This window comes from Balneola sp. EhC07, assembly GCF_001650905.1.
GTDB lineage: Bacteria > Bacteroidota > Rhodothermia > Balneolales > Balneolaceae > Balneola.
This window is the reverse complement of sequence record NZ_LXYG01000017.1, coordinates 249394-270144: the sequence shown is the minus strand read 5'-3', so window position 1 is coordinate 270144 and position 20751 is coordinate 249394. Positions and strand designations below refer to the sequence as shown.

Sequence of the window (20751 nt, the reverse complement as noted above, 5' to 3'; positions counted from 1 at the left end):
GTTATCCTTTTGGTTTTAAAATTAGTGCTGCTAGTGGAGGAATGGTGACATTTATATAAGCCGGCTGATTATGCCATTCTCCCCATTTCGCTTGGATCGCCGAATCTCCGGCGTTACTTCCTCCATAATATTCTGAGTCGGTATTCATTACTACTTGAAATTCACCGTCTTTAGGAACTCCAATTTGATAACCATAATGAACTGTAGGAGTAAAGTTTAAAATTACCACAACGAAGTCATCCGCGTTTTTACCTCTTCTTATATATGAAATAAGGCTATTGTCAGCATCGCTGACATCAACCCATTCAAAACCTCTCCAGTCACTGTCAATTTCATGAAGGGCTTTTTCTTCTTTTGAAACCCTGTTTAAATCTTTTACCAATTGTTGGAGACCCTGATGCTTCCCCCATTCCAGTAAGTGCCAATCCAATGAGTTGGCATGGTTCCATTCTGACCATTGTCCAAACTCCCCACCCATAAACATTAAGTTCTTTCCCGGATGAGTATACATATAAGCATAGAGCAGACGAAGGTTAGCAAATTTTTGCCAATCATCACCCGGCATTTTCGAAAGCATTGATTTCTTCATATGCACTACTTCATCATGTGAAAAAGGCAATGCAAAATGCTCAGAAAATGCATAAATCAACGAAAACGTAAGTTGGTCTTGATGATATTTTCGGTGTATCGGTTCCTTTTCGATATAGGATAATGTGTCGTTCATCCAACCCATATTCCATTTGTAATCAAATCCTAAACCGCCTGTTGCTGTTGGGCGAGACACTCCGCCCCAAGAAGTAGATTCTTCTGCGAATGTAATTACACCGGGATACAGAGTGTGAAGAACATCGTTAACTTTTCTGAGGAAGTTTATGGCTTCAATGTTCTCTCGTCCACCATATTTATTAGGAACCCACTCTCCTTCTTTTCGCGAATAATCCAAATATAACATTGACGCCACTGCGTCCACTCGCAACCCATCAATATGAAATTTTTCACACCAATAAACGGCATTAGAGACTAAAAAATTAATTGTCTCAGTTCTTCCGTAATTAAAAATACATGTCCCCCAATCTAAGTGCTCTCCCTGTCGCGGATCTTCATGCTCATACAAACCAGTTCCGTCAAATCTTCTTAGACCGTGATCATCTTTTGCAAAGTGAGCAGGAACCCAATCCAGCAATACTCCGATTCCCGCTTTATGACATTCATTAACAAAAAACATAAAGTCTTCAGGCTCTCCAAAACGACTTGTTGGAGCGTAATAACCCGTAATTTGATATCCCCAGGAAGGATCATAAGGGTGTTCAGCGATAGGCAGCAGTTCAATATGAGTAAAACCCATTTCTTTTATATATGGAACCAGCTCTTTTGCCAACTCCTTATAGCTTAAAAACTCTTCTCCATTATCAATTTTCCTCTTCCAGGAACCTACGTGAAACTCATAAATAGAAATGGGTTGATCCTGAGCCTGCTTTGTCTGCCTGCCATTCATCCACTTTGAATCAGTCCATTTAAAACCTTCTAATTCAGACACAATAGAAGACGTTTTTGGCCTCAATTCAGCTTTAAAAGCATACGGATCTGCTTTCAATAATGGCGCATCTTGAACAGTTGATTTTATTTCGAACTTGTATAAGTCTCCCGCTGAAACATGGGGTATAAATATTTCCCAAATTCCCTGATCATGAAACTTTCTCATGGAATGAACTCTCCCATCCCAGTTATTGAAAGAACCAACAACACTTACCCGTTTAGCACTTGGTGCCGAAACAACAAAATGAGTTCCTTCAATATTATTGATCTTTTTGAGATGAGCTCCCATGAACTCATACGCTTTTTGGTGATTACCCTCTCCCCATAATTGTAAATCAAAATCCGTTAATTGCGAACCAAAATTGTACGCATCAATTATATCGAACTTTTTCCCTTCATAAGGAGTGATTTTTAGCTTGTACTCAAACCTGTTTTTTCTTCTAGGAACAATTTTTTCAAACAAACCCTCATCAGAGATCTTATCAAGCTTCAACGGTTTTGCGGATCCTATTTGCGCCACCACCGCTTTTGCCTCCGGCCGGAAAGCTCTTATAACTAATCTTTCTTTTCCATTTTCTTTGATCGTATGCAGCCCCAGAACCGAAAAGGGATCTGCGTATGTGCCATCAGAGATCGAAGCTATTATTTCTTTACTAAGTGTAGAACTCATTAATCCCGTTTATTTGAGGCTGTGAAGATAGCAATTTTATCGAAAATCTTTTGGAGTATTCGTCATGCTTTCCAGCCATTCATTTTCTATTTTGTTACAATGTATTATACAGGTCAAATTGCTAAGAGATATCTTTTTTCTAAGAAACATATCTCCCTTATTTCTACACTTACTTTTATAAGTATAGTTGGTGTTACCATCGGTACGGCTTTATTGATAGTAGTACTTTCTGTTTTGAATGGTTTTTTTGATGTAGTACAAGGGTATTTACTTAACTATGATCCTGATCTTAGGGTGGAAGCATCGGGGTCAAATACTTTCGTGCAAAATCAGGAATTGTTAGAGGAAATAAACTCTCTGCCTGAAATAACTTTAGTATCTCCCTATGTAGAAGGTAAAGCATTACTCACAAACAATGGCAGTAACAACAAAGTTGTTGAAATAAGGGGTGTAGAAAGCGAAAGTTTCGTTAATCTTATCGAGATAGAGCAAAGCATTAAATCAGGTTTATTTGATGTTAGTGTGCGAAATAGAAAACCGGGATTAGTAATAAATGAACAATTACGCAATGAGCTGGACCTTGAACTTGGAGATGAAGTTGCATTATTAAGTGCTTCCGCTATGCGCAGAACCTTGACACAGATCACTGCTCCAAGACTGTATCGATTCGAAATTCGAGGGTCCTATCAACTTGAACAAATTGGTGGCGGAGCTCAGGTTTTTATTGATATCACTGCCGCACAGAGATTATTTAAAACAAGAAATAGTATATCAGGAATAGACATAAAAACAACGGATAGTGATTTAGCCCTATCACTGAAACCCGAACTACAGGAAAAAATAGGCCCTGATTACAATGTATCATCCTGGTATGATTTACAAAAAGCCCTTTACGATGTAATGTATTTAGAAAAATGGGGCGCTTATGCCATCCTTATGATCATTATCGTTGTTGCAGTTTTAAATATTGTGGGCTCTCTTACAATGATCGTTATTCAAAAACGACGAGACATCGGAATATTGATCACAATGGGTTACTCTTCATCTGCTATTAAAAAGATCTTCCGAAAACAAGGACTTTACATTGGACTTATAGGATGTGTTTTTGGAGGATTGATTGGTTTATTACTGAGTTGGTTACAGCTCAAATTCCATATCATTAAACTCTCTACCGCTTTTCTTATTGATGCTTATCCGGTGCAGATCCAAGCTTTAGATGTAACTATTATACTGGCAGGTAGCCTTTTACTTTGTATTGCTGCAAGTTGGTTGCCGGCTACAAGAGCTTCCGAAGTTCAACCCGCTGATGCAATTCGGTACGAATAGAATTTAATTTTCTTACTCGTTGTAAACATCAGGAAGATCATTCTCATATAGAACAATATCCCCGGGCTGCAAATACACTCTTAGGATATCATTAGCTTCAAATAGAGAGTTTACTACAGTAATATTTTCTTCGCCGTTTTCGGTAATTTTAATTCCTTTCAGTATTGGTTCCGCTCGTTCTTCGCCAACCAGTATAATTTTATCAAGTTTAGCATTTCCAATAGCCTCACCAAATTTCTGATTTTCAGAATATTCAATTTCCCCAAGTTCAACCATTCCGGGAGTGATTATAATTCTTCTTCCTGAGTTAAACTGCCCCAGTATTTCAACGGCATTTTTTGCGCCAACAGGATTTGAATTAAAAGCATCATCGATAATATAATACTCTCCTGCTTTTTTAAGCTCAAGTCGATGCTCAACCGGTTCAATATTTTTCGCACCCAATACCACCGTTTTTAATCTGATCCCCAAGTGATGAGCGACACCTATTGCTAACAGCATGTTTTGCACATTATGAGAACCAAGCAACTTAGTCTGGATCTCCTCCGTTTCCTCTCCAACTCCAATTTGAAAACTTGTTCCTTCCGTATTGTAAGAAACATCGCTTCCCTTGATATCTCCTGAGCTTAAACCTGTCAATATTCTCGTAATATCAGATCTGCCCGTACCCATTTTACTAACATGAATATCATCAGCATTCAGGATTGCAACACCTCCTTGGGATAAATTATCTACAAGAGTTCCTTTTTCTCTCGCGATCACTTCCTGAGATCCAAAAGTTTCCAAATGGGCAACACCAACATTGGTAACCACAGAAATATCCGGCTGGGCAATATCACAGAGTTCCTGAATATTTCCCTCGTACCGAGCCCCCATTTCCAATATCAAAATTTGATGATGAGATTGCAGGTCGTTATTAATAACCTTGCAAATTCCCATCGGAGTATTATAGCTTCCGGGTGTTGAGCATACGCTGAACCTTTCTTTCAAAAGATCGCGAATCATGAATTTGGTACTGGTTTTTCCATAGCTACCGGTAATAGCGATCACTTTTAGCTGAGGCATTGACGCCAATTTTTTTCGAGCCTGCTTTTTAAATCCTTCCTGTATAGATCTTTCTATGGGTTTCGTGATCCAACTTCCAATGAAAATAAAAAAGGGAATCAGAATGGCAGAGAACACCCACCCAAAAACCAAGAGAATAATATCGAAGTTTAAAAGTCCGGGGCTGTAATTGTAAAGGTATCTACCGGTGTAAGCTTCAAAGGTCAAAAATCCCGGAAAAAGAATCCCTAAAACAACCACCGGAATCAACAACCGCTTAACCCTGTTGGTAAGCACCAAAGGCTTTTTCACTTTGTCTTGCTTATATCTTTTTACCGAACTCAACCAGAAAACCGCATAAACAAAGAAAATTACTGCTAATGTGTTTTTTGTAACTACGGATCCAAAGAAACCATCTGCAGCAACGGAGATCAACAAAATGAGATTAAAAACTCCCAGATCAATTGGAATTACTTTTTCGTCCCAGTGCGCTCGTAGCCATTGCCAGTATTCATTATTTTTATAACCAACCTGCTGAAATGTGTGAACAAAGAACCGGGTTCTGTACCAGTGATATCTGAACAATATGACACAGAAAAAAATTGAAAAGTAATTAAGTAAAGTTAGGTACCAATCCAAGCCGTAGATTATTAGAATGTAATGTTTAGCAGTTAAATACAGAACTTCTCGATATTGAGTACGAACGCTCTTATATTCACCGCACAATTAAAACAAAGTTTCGAATCGGAGACAAATATATGAAATTAATTATCCCAATGGCGGGTCGTGGAACACGAGTTCGCCCTCACTCTCATACCGTTCCAAAACCTTTGCTTCCTGTTGCGGGAACTATGATCATTGAGCGACTGGTCGAGACTTTTATTCGAACTTTGGATCGTAAAATCGAAGAAATTGTATACATATTAGGTCCTGATTTTGGTCAGGATATCAAAAATCAGCTCACAGCCATGAGTGATCGCCACGACGCAAAAACAACTTTCCGTGTTCAATTTCCTGCTCTAGGAACTGCGCATGCTGTAGCTTGTGCGAACGAAGATCTTGAAGGTGAAGTGATCGTAGCTTTTGCAGATACACTTTTTGACAGCAAAGAAAAATTTGATCTGGATGGGGCAGATAGCGTGATCTGGCTCAAGAAAGTTGAAGACCCTTCTCGTTTTGGAGTTGCCGTTCATGAAGGCGAAAAGATCACCGGATTTGTAGAAAAGCCGGAAGAATTTATTTCTGATCTCGCCATTATCGGGGTGTATTATTTCAAAGATGGGGCTGAACTGAAGCGTCAAGTAAATCGCGTTATGGATGACGGGCTAAAAGGTCCCGGTGGCGAATACTTCCTTACTGCAGCGCTTGATAACATGATCAATGAAGGAAAAGTCTTTAAAATTGCTACTGTTGACGAATGGTTGGATTGTGGAACTTTACCCGCCTGGTTAGAAACTACCGGTGAGATTGTAGCCAAAGAAAACCCAACTTTCAATGCTTCTAAGTTTCCTGGGTCTGAGATCATCCCCCCTGTATTTATTGCGGAGGGTGTTAATATCGAGTCCAGCAAAATAGGACCTCATGTTAGTATTGAAGAAGGAACTACAATCAAGAATTCAACGATCAAGAACTCTATCATCAGAGACAATGCCGTTCTTGAAAATGTGGAAACTGAAGGTTCTACAATTGGGGCCCATACTTCACTCAAAAATGTGAAAGGGAAAGTAGATGTAGGGGACCACTCGAATTTAGAGTTCGAGTAACTTCCGATTAGTTTACACTAAAGCTTTTAGTGGCAAATACTTCATCTTCGTAGCCAATAAGGTAGGCCTTGATGGAGTATGTCCCGGCCTTCAAATCAATATCAAAGTAAGTTGGTAATTCGAAGGTTTTACTTTCGTCTTTTTCCAATTTAAAACTGGTTAAGGCTCTGGTACAAATTAATTTTTCCTCCGCTTTTATAATCTTTGTGCCGTTCTCACTAATTATGAAAGAAATCTGACAACCCGATGAAAAGCTATATTCTTTAGTTTCATCTGTTTTATTTCTTACTGAAAAAGTTGCATCGATATCCTGAACATTGGTTATTTCTGTCTCTTCTAGTTCCAGGTCGGTTGTTAGATCGCCCGAACCGAAATTGATCACATTACAAGAGACCAAAAGCAGCAAAAAAACAACTATTAGAATGGGAATGTTGGTTCGTGTAATCATTAGAATCTGAAATTTCGTGACTTGATTATTTAGTTTACACTAAATCTTTTTGTGGCAAATACTTCATCTTCGTAGCCGATTAGATAAGCTTTGATCATATATTCGCCTGCTTCAAGCTCAACATCAAAAAGTGTGGGTAACTTGAACGTTTCGCTTTCGTTAGGAATTAACTCGATGCCGGTTACGATCGCGATACAACCTAAGTTTTCCTCTGAGCGTAATTTTTTAACACCATCTTTAGAAAGTAAAAAGGAAACTTGACACCCTGAAGAAAACGAATATTTTTTTACTTTATCGGTTCCGTTCCGTACTGTAAAAGTCGCATCGATATCCTGAACATTGGTTATTTCTGTATCTCCTAGCTCCAGATCTGTTGTTAGATCGCCCGAACCGAAATTGATCACATTGCAGGAGATTAGAAGTATGGAAAAACAAAAAATGTAAGTTACTGTCGCTTTCATAATTCTGTATTTAACTGGTCTTTTGACTATTACTTTCTAAATAAAAAGTTAACTCCTTTTTGTCAACTTTATCATAGAATGAAGCAATGTCGTAAAACTTCCAATTTTGCGAAAAATACACTATTTTTGTTTTAACTATGTTATAACATTATGATTAAAAAACTTCAAAATATCGGAAACAGCAGAGGCATCATTCTTGAAAAATCCCTCCTCAAATTGCTTCGAGTGGAACAAGATGACCAGGTTGAAATCGTCCCTCAAGAAGATGGCTTACTAATCAAAAAAATCGATGTGAAATCTGCTTATAAACGAATAAGTGAAAAACATCGAAGATCATTGGATAAACTTGGGGAATAGGTATGTCTCCAAAATTCCTTTCTTTGGATGATATACTTTTTATTCATGGTGAAGAAATTATCACTGCAGGTGGTGAACCAAATATTAGAGATATGGAAGGAATCAAAGCTTGTATTGAATCACCTAAAACTACTTTTGATGGAGTTTATTTACTAGACCTTTATGGTATGGCTGCAGCATATGTTTCCTGTTTTGTATTCCGACACCCATTTATTGATGGCAATAAAAGAACCGCTTTAGCCTCTTGTCTTACTTTTCTTTATTTAAATGGTTTTGAGGTGAATGAAGAACATGAAGAGGAGCTTGCTGATTTGGTAGTTGATTTAGTTACTAAAAAAATTGATACCGATTTCTTATCTGATTTTTTGAGAACAAGATCTTCACCAATTTCTTAGATTAACTACAACTATTATTTCACCACAGTAATAACCCCGTTAAATTTATCAATAATGTAATTGCTGATACCGCCCGGCTTCCCGTCATTTATATCCCACTTAAAATCAGCTCCTCCTATAAAAATTTGATCGCAACCTAATTTTTCAGCTGTTTTTATAATAGTTTTTCCCGGTTCGCCTATCTCCACTGCTAACTCCGGATCCATTTCGGGACCACTGTTTGTCTCGAATAAAAACTTCGCCATTTCAACAATTCCTTTGGCTGTATCTTCGCTTTCCTTATTATCTGCAACCACAAGAATCGTAACTGTTGGTTTATTGTTTAAAAGCGAGCTTAACAAGCCTGCGTGTTTTACGGCTTCACTTGCATATTTACTGCCATTTGTTGCTATTAACCAGTTTGATGGAAATCCCATGATTCATATCCTTTTTATTTACCCTACTATTAATTTTATAAAACAAACCCCTGAAAGCATCCTATAAGATTGGTATCTTTTGCCGATGAATTTTCCGCTACAAATACCCGCTTCACATAAGTCTGTTTTTGAAGTCATAAGCAAAACCGCTGCATCCATAAACCAACCGGTTTACATTGTGGGTGGTTATGTGCGTGACTTTTACCTTGACCGACTTAAACAAACAGAACCTGACCTCGACTTTGTTACGCTTGGCTCCGGAATTTCTTTAGCTGAGAAGGTTCATCAGGCTATAGAAGGTTCTCATCTTTCTGTGTTCAAACAGTTCGGAACTGCGCTTGTAAAGACCGATGAATTTGAACTGGAGTTTGTAGGAGCGCGCAAAGAAAGCTATCGCAAGAATTCCAGAAAACCCATTGTTGAAAACGGGACTCTTGAAGATGATCAACTTCGTCGGGACCTTACGATCAACGCTCTTTCCTGGAGTTTGAATGAGGAAGACTTTGGTACCCTTGTAGATCCATTCGGAGGAATTCAGGATTTAAAAAACAAGCTGATCCGAACGCCTATTGATCCCAAACAAACTTTTGATGACGACCCGCTTAGAATGCTCCGCGCCATTCGTTTTGCCACACAACTGAATTTTGAGATCGAGGAGAAAACTTACCAAGCTATTTCTGAAATGGCTCCCCGGCTTGAGATCATTTCAAAAGAGCGTATTATTACTGAGCTGAATAAGATAATAATGAGCAATAAGCCTTCAATCGGGTTTGCTCATTTATTTCATACAGGTTTGTTGAAACAGTTTTTCCCTCAAATGCATCGACTCCAAGGTGTAAAAGAAAAGAATGGACAAACTCATAAAGACAATTTCTGGCATACTCTGCAAGTACTGGATAATGTTGTTGAATACGGAGGAGACCTTTGGCTGAGATGGGCTGCTATTTTGCACGACATCGCGAAACCACCTACTCAACGATTTGATAATAAAGCCGGCTGGACTTTTCATGGACATGATGCCCTCGGTGCAAAATGGACAAAAGGAATTTTTCGTCAACTAGGTCTGCCGCTGGATGAAAGAATGCGATATGTGAGAAAATTAGTGCGCCTGCATCTCCGCCCTATTGCGTTAGTTTCAGAAGAAGTAAGTGACAGCGCCATAAGAAGATTGATCTTTGAAGCCGGAAATGATATTGATGATCTTATGACGCTTTGCAGAGCTGACATCACAAGTAAGAATGACAATAAAGTAGAGCGGTTCCAGAAAAACTTTAACAGAGTTGAAAAGAAGATCAAAGAAGTTGAAAAGAAAGATCATATCAGAAACTGGAAAAACCCTCTTTCCGGAGAAGAGATCATGGAAGCGCTTAAAATTAAGCCAAGCAAAACAATCGGAGACATAAAAGACGCCGTAAAAGAAGCTATATTAAACGGAGAAATTCCTAATGATCATGATGCTGCTTTTGAGTATATGATGGACAATAAGGATAAATTTTTGGGAAGGAGTAATTAAGTGAAGGAAGTTTGGGTATCAAATTCATACGCTAAGATCAATATCGGGCTCAACGTTTTGGAAAGGCTTGATTCAGGATATCATAACATTGAGACTGGTTTTTGTTTTATCGAGTGGACAGATCGCTTTGAGATAACACCATCGAGCAGAAACAGCTTAACTATGAGCGATGAAAAAATTCCTGTTGATGATACCAATCTGATAGTTAAAGCCGTAAATCTACTTGAGAAAGAAGCGGGTTTAAAAGATCAATTTCATATCAAAGTTCAAAAAAATATTCCTGCAGGAGCGGGACTTGGCGGTGGCAGCAGTAACGCTGCTACAACACTCAGGATGATCAACAAGATCGCCAATCTTGGTTTACAGGAAACGGAATTAATGGAACTTGGAAAAAAATTAGGCGCTGATGTTCCCTTTTTTATTCAAGGCAATCCCGGTTTTGCAACAGGATTAGGAACGGAAATTGAACCTTTAAATATACAACCCGACGGATGGATCGTCACTATCTTTCCGGGCGAACCAAGCAGCACTCCCGAAGCATACAATTTTGTAGAACCAAATCCTGAACCGGAGTTTTCATTAAGAAAGGTGCTGGAGGAAGAACCTCTGGAGGAATGGGAGTACCTGATCATTAATGATCTTGAAGCTTCCGTTTTCCCACGAATGAATATTGTCGGTAACATTAAAGACCAATGCTACGAATTCGGAGCGAGCTACGCCTCTATGAGTGGAAGCGGTTCCAGCGTTTTTGGAATTTTTGAACAGGATTTTGTTGCAATTCATGCATATGAATCGTTTCATAGTCTCGGATTTTCAGCGAATTTATCGCGACCAAATTTTGAGCCTGATCTGGGTATCTACAAGAAACAGATCAGCTAATTTATTTCATATTTAAGATTATCAATCAGCATCTATAATGGCTAAAAAGAAGACTTCTTCAACACCGGATCTAAGGTCGGGAATGGATAAAAACTCCCTTCGCGAAGATATTAAAATGCACCTTCGCCATACCTTGGCAAAGGACGAGTACTCTACCACAAACTGGGATAATTATCGAAGCGTGGTTCTCACTTTAATGGATCGGTTAAATGAGCGCTGGTTAACAACTCAGCAACACTATCATAATTCCGGCGCAAAACGGGTTTACTATTTATCCATGGAATACCTGATTGGTCGCCTGCTGGATAACATGGTGGTTAATCTGGATGTTCAACAAGAAATAGCTGATGCTTTACAGGATGTTGGTCTTGATTATGATGACATCCGAAATGCAGAATGGGACGCCGGTCTTGGAAATGGTGGTCTCGGAAGACTTGCAGCTTGTTTTTTGGATTCCATGGCAACATTAGGTATTCCTGCTATTGGTTACGGCTTACGATACGATTACGGAATCTTCTATCAAACCATGGAAAACGGGTTTCAGATCGAGAAACCGGATCTTTGGTTACGTTATGGAAATCCCTGGGATATTGTCCGTCCAAAAGTTCAATATCCGGTGGAATTTTACGGACATCAGGGTGCGGCTCAAAACGGAGATGGTGGACATCATTACAGTTGGGAAAATACCCGCAAAGTGCAAGCCGTTGCATACGATACTCCTATTCCGGGATACGATAATGGAATTGTAAACAATCTGAGATTATGGAAGGCGGAATCTGATGCCACTTTAGATCTGAAAAGCTTTAATCAGGGACAGTACATTGATGCTGTAAAAGACAATCAGCTTGAGCAGAACATCACACGTGTTCTATATCCGAACGACAAAGTATTTGTAGGTCAGGAACTCCGGTTGAAGCAAGAATATTTTCTTGTATCCGCTTCTATGCAGGATATTATCCGACGTTTCAAAAAAGGAACTGATGACTGGAGTAAATTTCCGGAACGCGTTGCTATTCAGTGTAACGATACCCATCCAAATCTGGCGATCCCTGAGTTGATGAGAGTTTTGCTGGATGATGTACACATGCCATGGGAAAAAGCCTGGGATATTACATCCAACACGATGGCTTACACGAATCATACTTTACTTCCTGAGGCTTTGGAAAAATGGCCGGTTTCCTTGATGAGAAACCTGTTACCAAGACATCTCAATATTATCCATGAGATCAATCGTCGCTTTATGGATACCATCAAAGCAACACATGGAAACGATACTGCTCGCATGAAGAGAATGAGCATAATCGGCGAAGGAGAAGATCCTGTAGTACACATGGCACATTTGGGAATTGTTGGTTCCAGAAAGGTGAACGGTGTTGCCGCACTTCATTCCCGATTGGTAAAAGAAACCATGTTCAAGGATTTTGACGAGCTCTATCCTGACAAATTCACCAACAAAACTAATGGAATTACTCCACGAAGATGGTTGAAGCAATGTAATCCTGATCTATCCGACCTGATCACTGATGAGATCGGAGATAAATGGATCACCGATCTTGATCATCTAAAAAAGCTGGCTCCATCAGCAAAGAAAAAGACTTTCCAGAAAAAGTTTGGTAAGATAAAGCTGGAAAACAAAAAGCTGTTGGCTGATTACATCAAAGAAGAACGAGGAATTGATGTAGATCCGAAATCTATGTTTGATATTCAGATCAAAAGAATACATGAGTATAAGCGTCAGTTGATGGCTGCTTTACATGTAGCTACATTATATAACCGTTTAAAAGAAAATCCTGATCTGGATATTGCTCCTAGAACGGTGATCTTTGGAGGGAAAGCCGCTCCGGGTTATGCAATGGCGAAACTTCACATCAAGCTTATTAACAGCATTGGCGAGAAAGTAAATAACGATCCGGAAGTTAGTGATAAGCTGAAGTGTATTTTCTTGGAAAACTATCGAGTTACCTTAGCAGAAATGATGATTCCGGCCGCTGATCTTTCCGAGCAAATTTCTACTGCAGGAATGGAAGCTTCGGGAACAGGTAACATGAAATTTGCGCTGAACGGTGCTCTTACTATCGGTACTCTTGACGGAGCAAATGTCGAGATTAAAGAGGAAGTTGGTGATGATAATATTTTCATCTTTGGATTAACAGTGGAAGAAGTGGACGAACTTCGTCAACAGGGTTATAACCCGTGGGATTATTACAATGCCAATGCTGAGTTGAAAAAAGTGATCGATCAAATACGTACCGGTTTCTTCTGTGAAGAAGACCCAACGCTTTTCCAGCCCATTGTCGACGCATTACTCCACAAAGGAGACTACTTCATGGTTATGGCGGATTATGAGGCTTATGTGAAAAAGCAGGAAGAAGTTGAAGAGCTTTATAAAGATCAATCCGAATGGAACCGGAAAGCAATTCTTAATGTGGCTAACATCGGTAAATTTTCCAGCGACCGAACTATTCTGGATTATGCAGATGAGATCTGGCAAACAAAACCTGTGAAACTCAAGAAGTAAGTTCTTGAACAATATAACTGTAGGGATGTAATGCATTACATCCCTACAGTTGTTTTCCGGAAAAATTCTTCTGAAAGAAATTCTTAATTCCTTCGTCTAAAACATTAAATTGGCTTTAGTGGAAGAAAAAAAATTCATACAAAGATTAAGGGATAAAGACCGAACTGCGTTTCAGCAATTAGTTCGTGAATACAAAGACCCAATCCTGAATGTTTGTTATGGATACCTGAAAGACGTTGATGACGCTGAAGACCTGACTCAGGAAGTATTTACTGAGGTATACAAAACCATCTCCAACTTTAAAGAAGAAGCCTCTCTCTTTACCTGGATGTACAGAATTGCAGTTTCCAGATCTTTAGACGAACTGAAAAAGCGCCGAAGCCTGAAACGCGCTGCTTACTTCGAGAAACGTGTACGATCAGAAGCCGCCGATCTGGAGATGTCTCAAACTGCATCCGACCTTCCTGATCCGGAAGAAGAACTCTACAAAAAACAGCAGCAGATATTTATTCAGGATTCTTTGAACCAGCTTGCTGAAACCCAACGAACGGCTTTTGTTCTAAGTCAACAAGACGGACTTAGTTACAAAGAGATTGCGGACATTATGGAAAAAAGTTTGTCTTCTATAGAATCCTTGGTTCACCGAAGTAAACAGAACCTCAGAAAGATCATGGAGGACAATTATGAAAATTATTTTTAAAGAGCACAAGTTTTTACAACACATTTCGCCTAATCCTTTATCGGAAGAATTATGAAATCAGAAAAAGACATACAAGCCCATATAGATCAGCTGATGAAAGATGCTGAAAAGCCTGCTTTTCTTTCAACCAGTGATGATTTTGAAGAAACTCTTTTTGCTCGTTTTGATGAAATTGATAATCAGAACGCTCCTAAAAAAGCTACCATTTTCACTCTTTCAGAAGTACGAAAATACGCCGCTGTTATTTTAATTTTGATCCTGAATGTTTCTGCCATTCTTTTTTATTCTACCAGTTCTGACAGCGAACAAACAACTGAAGATATCTCAGAATACTCGGATGAGTACTTTCCTGATTACGCAACTTTAACTTCCTTGGAGTAAGCCATGGGTTTATTTGAAAATAAACGATTTACCATTATATCCATTTCTGTTCTGGTTTTATTGAACCTGATTCTTATCGGATTAGTTGTTGGTCCTAAGATGGGAAAACGAGATCGCGACCAAAGAGACGGAGATCGCAGAAGTGCTTACATCGCCAAGAAGCTTGGGTTTACTGAAGAGCAGAAACAAGCATATGATTCTTTAAACTCCAGTCACAGGGCTGAAACGAAAGCTCTTCAACAAAAAGTCGATGATACCCGCCGAAGAATGTTCCGCCTTACTCAGGAAGAGGATGTTTCAGTTGAAGCTGTCGATTCTCTTACTAATGAGATCGGAATATTGGTTTCTGATATGGAATTCCGAACCTATGAGCATATTTCTAACATCAGAGCGCTTTGTACCCCCGAACAACTCCAAGAATTGGACTCACTGGTTCAGCGAATGATAAAGTCTCGCCGGGAACGAGAGGCTGAGAAAAAGGAACCGAAGCCGGATAATTAAATAGCGTGTGATTCGCCCAGATTTGTTTATTTTCTCTCAACCTAATTAAGAAAATATGCAAGCTGATTCTACACAATCATTACCTACAATGGATGATCTCACCCCCAGTGAGATCTTTGACTATTTAGGTAATCTATTCAATACTACTTTATTTGAATTAAAAGACACCCCGGTTACTCTTCTATCCATTTGTATCTTCATTTTCTTCCTAATTGGGTTTACCTATTTGGGAGGTTTTGTAAAACGGATATTAAACAACAAAGTCTTACCTCGATTTATTAAAGACCCCGGTCTCCGATTCACACTTTCCAGGATGACTCAATATGTGGTCATGATCATCGGGATGCTGGTCTCCTTTCAGTTTGTTGGTGTTGATCTGACGGGACTCGCAGTGATCTTTGGTTTCCTTTCTGTTGGTATTGGTTTTGGCTTACAAAATATCACATCCAACTTCATTTCAGGTTTGATCGTCCTTTTTGAACGTCCCATCAGCATTGGGGATCGTGTATTGGTAAATGATATTGAAGGAGATGTTCAGGAAATTAATATACGCTCCACCACTGTTCGGTCTATAAATAATATTTCTGTGATCGTTCCGAATTCTGAGTTTATCTCAAAAAATGTGGTGAACTATTCTTACGGAGATCCAACTTATCGTTTGGTTATTGATGTGGGAGTGGCTTACGGCTCGGACCTTGATATTGTATTAAAAGCACTCAATGAAGTTGCTGAAGAAAGTGACTCCATACTACATACTCCAAAACATGATGTCCAATTACGCTCATTCGGGGATTCTTCTTGGAATATGAAGCTGATCGTGTGGGTTGGAAATGTGAAAGAACATTATTCGATCTTAAATGAATTGAATCAGGCCATCGTCAGAAAGTTCAGAGCTTATGATATCGAAATTCCTTTCCCTCAAAGAGATATTAATTTCAGAAACGCGATGCCTAAGAGTGAGGAAGTGAAAGGTGAAAAGAAAGAAGTGAAAAGTGGTGAGTGAGAAGAACTCAATTTAGGTGTTCCATCAGACGGGTTATCTGTCAGATGGAATTAAATATGGCGTGAAGGTCTGACGGCTGTAGCCCGTCTGACCATAATTACTTTAATCTTATTAAATAACTTTTAAAATATGAGAACCACATTCTTATTAATTCTAATTTACTTAATCACAACTGCAGTTTATTCGCAGAACCATAATCTTGAAACTCTCAAATCTGATAAATGTAACTTCTCGGCAAGTATGCCAAAAAATGTGTCTTTAGCTACTGACTCTGTATATACTCAAGGACAAAAAGTTCACACTATCACATATACTTCTTGGTCAAAAGAACAAGTAACGTATTCTATCACTTGTAGCGACTTTCCTCCGGCTCATCTTTTTGATACCCCTAGGAAAACTTTTACGATGTTAAGATCTGCCGCAGTACCCGCCGTTGATGGAAAACTTGAAGACATGCAATCTATAACCGCATTTGGTCATAATGGAATAAGTTATACAGAAAAATCTGATTTGTTCTCTGTATACAATTGGGTTTTAATTGTAGATAAAAAGATCTTTCAAATGTATGTTTCGGGGTTGAATCATGATGCTCATGAAGAAGCAAAACAATTTTTTGAAGATTTTAAATTAATATCGCAATAACGGCTAACCCCTCTGATTATAAGGTCATTTCTAATAATTTCATTTGTCCAGCTATCCAACACGGAACAAATCCTTCTCTAACCCATTAGAATAAGAGACTCTTTACTTATTTCGGGTTTTCATGTATGAACAAGCGCAAATTTTATTAGATGTAACAATCGCTCTTATTCTGGGAGGAATTCTGGGGCTGGAACGGGAATGGAAGCAGAAACCTGCCGGATTCCGAACCAATATGATCATCTCCGGTTCGGCTACATTATTAGTTTCTTTGGGGCGAATAGTGATCATTGATTTCAATCAGCTTATTCAACCGGAAGGACTTGGTGTTGATCCTATTCGTATGGTTCATGCCGTTGTAGTAGGAGTCAGTTTTATTGGCGCCGGAACTATTTTAAAAAGCTCCTCAAGTCAGGTTGTGCGATATCTCACTACTGCCGCCACCATTTTAATGGCCGCAGGGATTGGAATAAGTATAGCGCTTAAACAATATTGGTTAGGCGTTGGAACTACATTCATTCTTGTTATCATAAATTATCTTTTCGGATACCTAAATAAGTTGATCAGCAAAAAATCTGATTATGATTCTGAGTATAAGAAAGAGAGTCTCAATTAATTCTTGTTTGCCTTAAAACCCATCAGACGGGTTATCCGTCAGATGGCTAACCAATTAAACACCCCCTCAACCTCCACCGGTGGAGGGGAAGCTCGTTGCTCAGATACTGAATCAAACCAACGGGTTTCTCCTCTTGGGGGGAGAACAAGAGGTGTGTTGATCATGGTGATTATCCTAATTTTAGGAATTCTCTACTACAGCTCCCGTTTCTTTGGTTAAATAAAAAAAGGCGCCCGGAAAGCGCCTTTTGTATAATGATTTAGAATTTGTTAGAGCTCTGGTTAATTCTCAATTTTCCCGCCTTTGCTTTCAAATTCCTGAATAATGTTTTCGTATTCACCGTCCCAAACTGCTTGCAAACGTTTGAATTGAACATCCACTTTTCCTGCAAGTTCTTCATACACGGCATATTGCTGTTTGGTTGGTCTACCATAGCCGGTTGCTACGGTGCTGGCTAGTGCAGCAAGCTTGTTATTCAACTTGATCTCAAAATTCAATACATCCTGAGTTGCTTCGGCTTTGGTTTGCATCAGTTCGTTTTCAACTTCTGACATAGCTTCCAACATCGTTTTCGCTTTTTCCTGAAGCTCTTTGTTGTCTTTTGCTTCAGCCATCATTTCGTTGATCTCTTTACGAACTTCACGAATTCTATTGATGGTTTTATGCGTAGTATCCAGTTTTGCTTTGATGGTTTTAACCAACTCGAATTGTGCAACGAAATCTTCCTGAGTTACATTTTCTAATCTTGGGTCTTTTACTACTTCAAAATTTCGCTCTGCAACAACATCATCACCAATGTGCATTTTTACAGTGTACGTACCCGGAATCGCGGAAGGTCCTGATGTATTTCCTGCCCAAAGAATTTGTGTACCATCAATTCTGGTTACGTCGGGATAATCCAATCCCCAAACAAACTTATTAAGTCCGGGTTGATTTGCTACCACACTTGGTCTGGTTTGGTCTTCTTCTTCGTAAAAAGTAGATGACTCTTTTACCGGACGATCATTATCATCTTTGATGCTGGAATAAGTACGTATGGTATTACCAGCGGGGTCGATAATTTCCAACTTGATCTCTTCTTCTACTTCATCTTTCAATGTGTAAAAGAAAACAGCTCCCCGTTCTGGATTCTGTCCTACTGTAGAACCCGGTCTGCTGAAACTGGGACCTCCGAACAAATATGTTCTCTCCGGCTGGTAAAGATGGTTTTCTGATTTTGAGTTCTGATCACTCATTTGATGAAGCACAGGAAGGTCATCCAATATCCAGAAAGAACGCCCTTGAGTAGCCACAACAAGATCTTTATCACGTTTATGAACAGCCATGTCTGTAACCGGAACTGCCGGAAGATTCAATTGCAGATCCTGCCAGTTTTCGCCCGCATCGAAAGAAACATAGACACCGGTTTCTGTTCCTGCATACAATAATCCTTTTTTGTTGGGATCTTCTCGAACTACGCGAGTGAAATCCATTGCCGGAATTCCTTTTGTGATCTTCGTCCAGCTTTTACCATAATTTGTGGTTTTGTAGATCATCGGAGCAAAGTCATTGAACTTATATCGTGTAGCGGCAAAGTAAGCTGTTCCTGCATCATGATGAGAAGCGTCAATGATGCTGATCATTGTTTCAGGTAACCCCTTCGGTGTTACATTTTCCCAGGTTTCTCCGTTATCTCTGCTGAAATGAATTAATCCATCATCAGAGCCTGCCCAGAAAGTTCCTTCCTGAATTGGTGACTCAACAAAAGTAAAGATCGTATTGTAATACTCTACAGAGGTATCATCTTTTGTGATCGGCCCTCCTGATTCTTTCTGTTTCTCTTTATCATTTCTGGTAAGATCGTCACTGATTGTTTCCCAGCTCATTCCTTCGTCTATAGATCGATGTACATGCTGTGAAGTGGTATACATCACATCAGAGTTATGTGGAGAAATTACGATCGGGAAGGTCCACTGAAATCTATACTTCAGATTCTCAGCACCTGCGCCCATAGGATTATCCGGCCAAACATCAACGCGATCACTTAAACCAAGTTCTTTATCATATTTGTTTAGATAACCACCATAACTTCCACCGAAAGTAACATTCGGGTCTTCCGGATCAGGAGCAATGTATCCACTTTCACCACCGGCTACCGGCCACCAATCGCTTTCATCAATTCCAAAACCGTTCGTTCTGTTCTTGATGGCAAACGTGCTGTTATCCTGCTGAGCTCCGTACACCATATACGGAAATTGATTATCCGTAGTAACCTGATAAATTTGAGCGGTCGCTGACGTGTAATACGACGACCAACCTTCACCACCATTGTATGTTACCTGTCCACCGCCGTCATCTGCAATCACCATTCGTTGCGGATCATTGGGATCGATCCACAGATCATGATGGTCGCCATGTGGAGTTCCAATCCTGCTGAACTTACTTCCCCCATCAGTAGACTTCCAGAAACCCACATTAAGAACATATACTCCGTTTTCATTTTTCGGATCTGCAATAACTTTAGAATAATACCATGCTCTTTGACGAAGATTTCTGTCTGCACTAATTCTTCTCCAGCTATCTCCGCCATTTTCTGAACGGAACAATCCTCCACCATTTTGATTCTCTATAATTGCCCAAACTCTGTTTGAATTTGCGGGCGAAACAGCGACACCGATCTTTCCAAGTAATCCTTTTGGCATTCCGTGGAATTTTGAAATTTCTTCCCAAGTTTCTCCACCGTCCTTACTACGGAATAATCCACTTCCTTCACCACCACTACTCATTTCCCAAGGATTTCTGTAAGCCTCCCAAAGTGCTGCGAATAGTATTCTGGGATTATTTGGATCAACGGCGATATCCACAGCTCCGGTTTTATTATTCCTGAATAAAACCTTTTTCCAGTTAGCTCCTCCATCTGTAGATTTGAAAACCCCTCTTTCTTCATTTCCTTCTTCTCCGAAGATCTGCCCCATAGCAGCAACCCAGACGATATCATCATTTGCCGGATGCACTTCAATGTCACCAATAAATTGGCTTTCACCTAAACCGATATGTTTCCAGGTTTTTCCGGCATCAGTAGACTTATACATTCCATCCCCTGCACTCATATTCCCTCGTATATCCGTTTCACCCATTCCGGCATAGATCACATTCGGATCGGATGGAGCAACTGTGATAGCTCCAACAGAGCCGGTTTTAAAGTAATCATCTGAAATATTGATCCAGCTGCTTCCACCATCTGTAGTTTTAAAAACTCCACCTCCGGTAAAACCCGTGTAAAAAGTATATGGCTGTGAAGCATGACCTGATACTGCAACAGAACGTCCTCCTCTGTATGGTCCAATATTTCTATAGTTTAGATCCTTGAAAAGCTCTTTTTTATAAGTGGGAGAATCTGTTTCCTCTCCATGACCGAAAATCTGAGCTGACACAATATCGGCCATAAATATTGATACAATCACACAGACGATTGCAGAAAAGAGTTGCTTTCTTGCCTTCATAGTAGCACCGAAGTTAGTTTAGTTAGTTATTACAGAATTGAATAACTGAATGTATTGCTACAGAAGCAAGGAATGGGTAAAAAGTTGTGAAGCTACCGGTTAG

20 protein-coding genes are annotated in these 20751 nt (G+C 39.5%); 14 read left to right on the top strand and 6 right to left on the bottom strand.

Features of this window, described 5'->3' with window-relative positions:
* Window position 1: 1 nt before the first annotated feature.
* Window positions 2-2206 (bottom strand): 1,4-alpha-glucan branching protein GlgB, encoded by a 2205-nt coding sequence (gene glgB, locus A8B79_RS10410; RefSeq protein WP_066222063.1) that lies wholly within the window; start codon window positions 2204-2206, stop codon window positions 2-4.
* 99 nt (window positions 2207-2305) lie between these two features.
* On the opposite strand from glgB, the gene A8B79_RS10405 reads away from it, so the two are divergent.
* Complete coding sequence (locus tag A8B79_RS10405) at window positions 2306-3532, top strand: FtsX-like permease family protein (RefSeq protein WP_066222891.1); 1227 nt, start codon at window positions 2306-2308, stop codon at window positions 3530-3532.
* Window positions 3533-3544: 12 nt separating this feature from the next.
* Here the strand turns inward: A8B79_RS10405 and A8B79_RS10400 are convergent, their stop codons facing one another.
* Window positions 3545-5161 (bottom strand): UDP-N-acetylmuramoyl-tripeptide--D-alanyl-D-alanine ligase, encoded by a 1617-nt coding sequence (locus tag A8B79_RS10400; protein WP_235603666.1) that lies wholly within the window; start codon window positions 5159-5161, stop codon window positions 3545-3547.
* Between the two features lie 173 nt (window positions 5162-5334).
* On the opposite strand from A8B79_RS10400, the gene A8B79_RS10395 reads away from it, so the two are divergent.
* Entirely contained in the window at window positions 5335-6339 is a 1005-nt protein-coding gene (locus tag A8B79_RS10395; protein ID WP_066222061.1) for a sugar nucleotidyltransferase, read from the top strand.
* Window positions 6340-6346: 7 nt separating this feature from the next.
* Here the strand turns inward: A8B79_RS10395 and A8B79_RS10390 are convergent, their stop codons facing one another.
* Together A8B79_RS10390 and A8B79_RS10385 are read right to left on the bottom strand one after the other, a co-directional pair.
* Window positions 6347-6787 carry a BsuPI-related putative proteinase inhibitor gene (locus tag A8B79_RS10390; protein WP_066222058.1) on the bottom strand — a complete coding sequence of 147 codons (441 nt, stop codon included), beginning with the start codon at window positions 6785-6787 and terminating at the stop codon, window positions 6347-6349.
* 29 nt (window positions 6788-6816) lie between these two features.
* Window positions 6817-7248 carry a BsuPI-related putative proteinase inhibitor gene (locus A8B79_RS10385; RefSeq protein WP_066222055.1) on the bottom strand — a complete coding sequence of 144 codons (432 nt, stop codon included), beginning with the start codon at window positions 7246-7248 and terminating at the stop codon, window positions 6817-6819.
* A 150-nt stretch (window positions 7249-7398) separates the two neighbouring features.
* Between A8B79_RS10385 and A8B79_RS10380 the strand changes: the two genes are divergently transcribed.
* Entirely contained in the window at window positions 7399-7605 is a 207-nt protein-coding gene (locus A8B79_RS10380) for an AbrB/MazE/SpoVT family DNA-binding domain-containing protein (protein WP_066222053.1), read from the top strand.
* 2 nt (window positions 7606-7607) lie between these two features.
* On the top strand, window positions 7608-8000 hold the full coding sequence (locus tag A8B79_RS10375; RefSeq protein ID WP_066222051.1) for a type II toxin-antitoxin system death-on-curing family toxin: 393 nt from the start codon (window positions 7608-7610) through the stop codon (window positions 7998-8000).
* A gap of 14 nt (window positions 8001-8014) precedes the next feature.
* Here A8B79_RS10375 and A8B79_RS10370 read toward each other — a convergent pair whose 3' ends face one another.
* The gene (locus A8B79_RS10370; protein WP_066222049.1) at window positions 8015-8416 is read right to left on the bottom strand and encodes a universal stress protein; all 402 of its coding nucleotides are present in this window, start codon (window positions 8414-8416) and stop codon (window positions 8015-8017) included.
* Between the two features lie 85 nt (window positions 8417-8501).
* Between A8B79_RS10370 and A8B79_RS10365 the strand changes: the two genes are divergently transcribed.
* The 10 genes from A8B79_RS10365 (at window position 8502) to A8B79_RS16165 (ending at window position 17385) form a co-directional block, all read left to right on the top strand.
* Window positions 8502-9929 (top strand): CCA tRNA nucleotidyltransferase, encoded by a 1428-nt coding sequence (locus tag A8B79_RS10365; RefSeq protein WP_066222046.1) that lies wholly within the window; start codon window positions 8502-8504, stop codon window positions 9927-9929.
* A complete protein-coding gene (gene ispE / locus A8B79_RS10360) occupies window positions 9930-10808 on the top strand; it encodes a 4-(cytidine 5'-diphospho)-2-C-methyl-D-erythritol kinase (protein ID WP_066222043.1) in 879 nt (292 codons plus the stop codon).
* A gap of 37 nt (window positions 10809-10845) precedes the next feature.
* Window positions 10846-13326 (top strand): glycogen/starch/alpha-glucan phosphorylase, encoded by a 2481-nt coding sequence (locus A8B79_RS10355; RefSeq protein WP_066222040.1) that lies wholly within the window; start codon window positions 10846-10848, stop codon window positions 13324-13326.
* Between the two features lie 118 nt (window positions 13327-13444).
* Window positions 13445-14026, top strand: a complete 582-nt coding sequence (locus tag A8B79_RS10350) for an RNA polymerase sigma factor (protein ID WP_161485164.1) — start codon at window positions 13445-13447, stop codon at window positions 14024-14026.
* Between the two features lie 51 nt (window positions 14027-14077).
* On the top strand, window positions 14078-14407 hold the full coding sequence (locus tag A8B79_RS10345; RefSeq protein ID WP_066222037.1) for a hypothetical protein: 330 nt from the start codon (window positions 14078-14080) through the stop codon (window positions 14405-14407).
* Between the two features lie 3 nt (window positions 14408-14410).
* Window positions 14411-14908 (top strand): Spy/CpxP family protein refolding chaperone, encoded by a 498-nt coding sequence (locus A8B79_RS10340; protein ID WP_066222033.1) that lies wholly within the window; start codon window positions 14411-14413, stop codon window positions 14906-14908.
* 55 nt (window positions 14909-14963) lie between these two features.
* The gene (locus tag A8B79_RS10335; RefSeq protein WP_066222030.1) at window positions 14964-15911 is read left to right on the top strand and encodes a mechanosensitive ion channel family protein; all 948 of its coding nucleotides are present in this window, start codon (window positions 14964-14966) and stop codon (window positions 15909-15911) included.
* A 129-nt stretch (window positions 15912-16040) separates the two neighbouring features.
* Window positions 16041-16553, top strand: coding sequence for a hypothetical protein (locus tag A8B79_RS10330; protein ID WP_153038419.1), 513 nt, complete (start codon window positions 16041-16043; stop codon window positions 16551-16553).
* A 121-nt stretch (window positions 16554-16674) separates the two neighbouring features.
* On the top strand, window positions 16675-17166 hold the full coding sequence (locus tag A8B79_RS10325; protein ID WP_066222025.1) for an MgtC/SapB family protein: 492 nt from the start codon (window positions 16675-16677) through the stop codon (window positions 17164-17166).
* A gap of 42 nt (window positions 17167-17208) precedes the next feature.
* Complete coding sequence (locus A8B79_RS16165; RefSeq protein ID WP_161485163.1) at window positions 17209-17385, top strand: hypothetical protein; 177 nt, start codon at window positions 17209-17211, stop codon at window positions 17383-17385.
* A 62-nt stretch (window positions 17386-17447) separates the two neighbouring features.
* On the opposite strand, the gene A8B79_RS10320 is transcribed toward A8B79_RS16165, so the two are convergent.
* A complete protein-coding gene (locus tag A8B79_RS10320) occupies window positions 17448-20648 on the bottom strand; it encodes a glycosyl hydrolase (protein WP_066222022.1) in 3201 nt (1066 codons plus the stop codon).
* Window positions 20649-20751 lie beyond the last annotated feature (103 nt).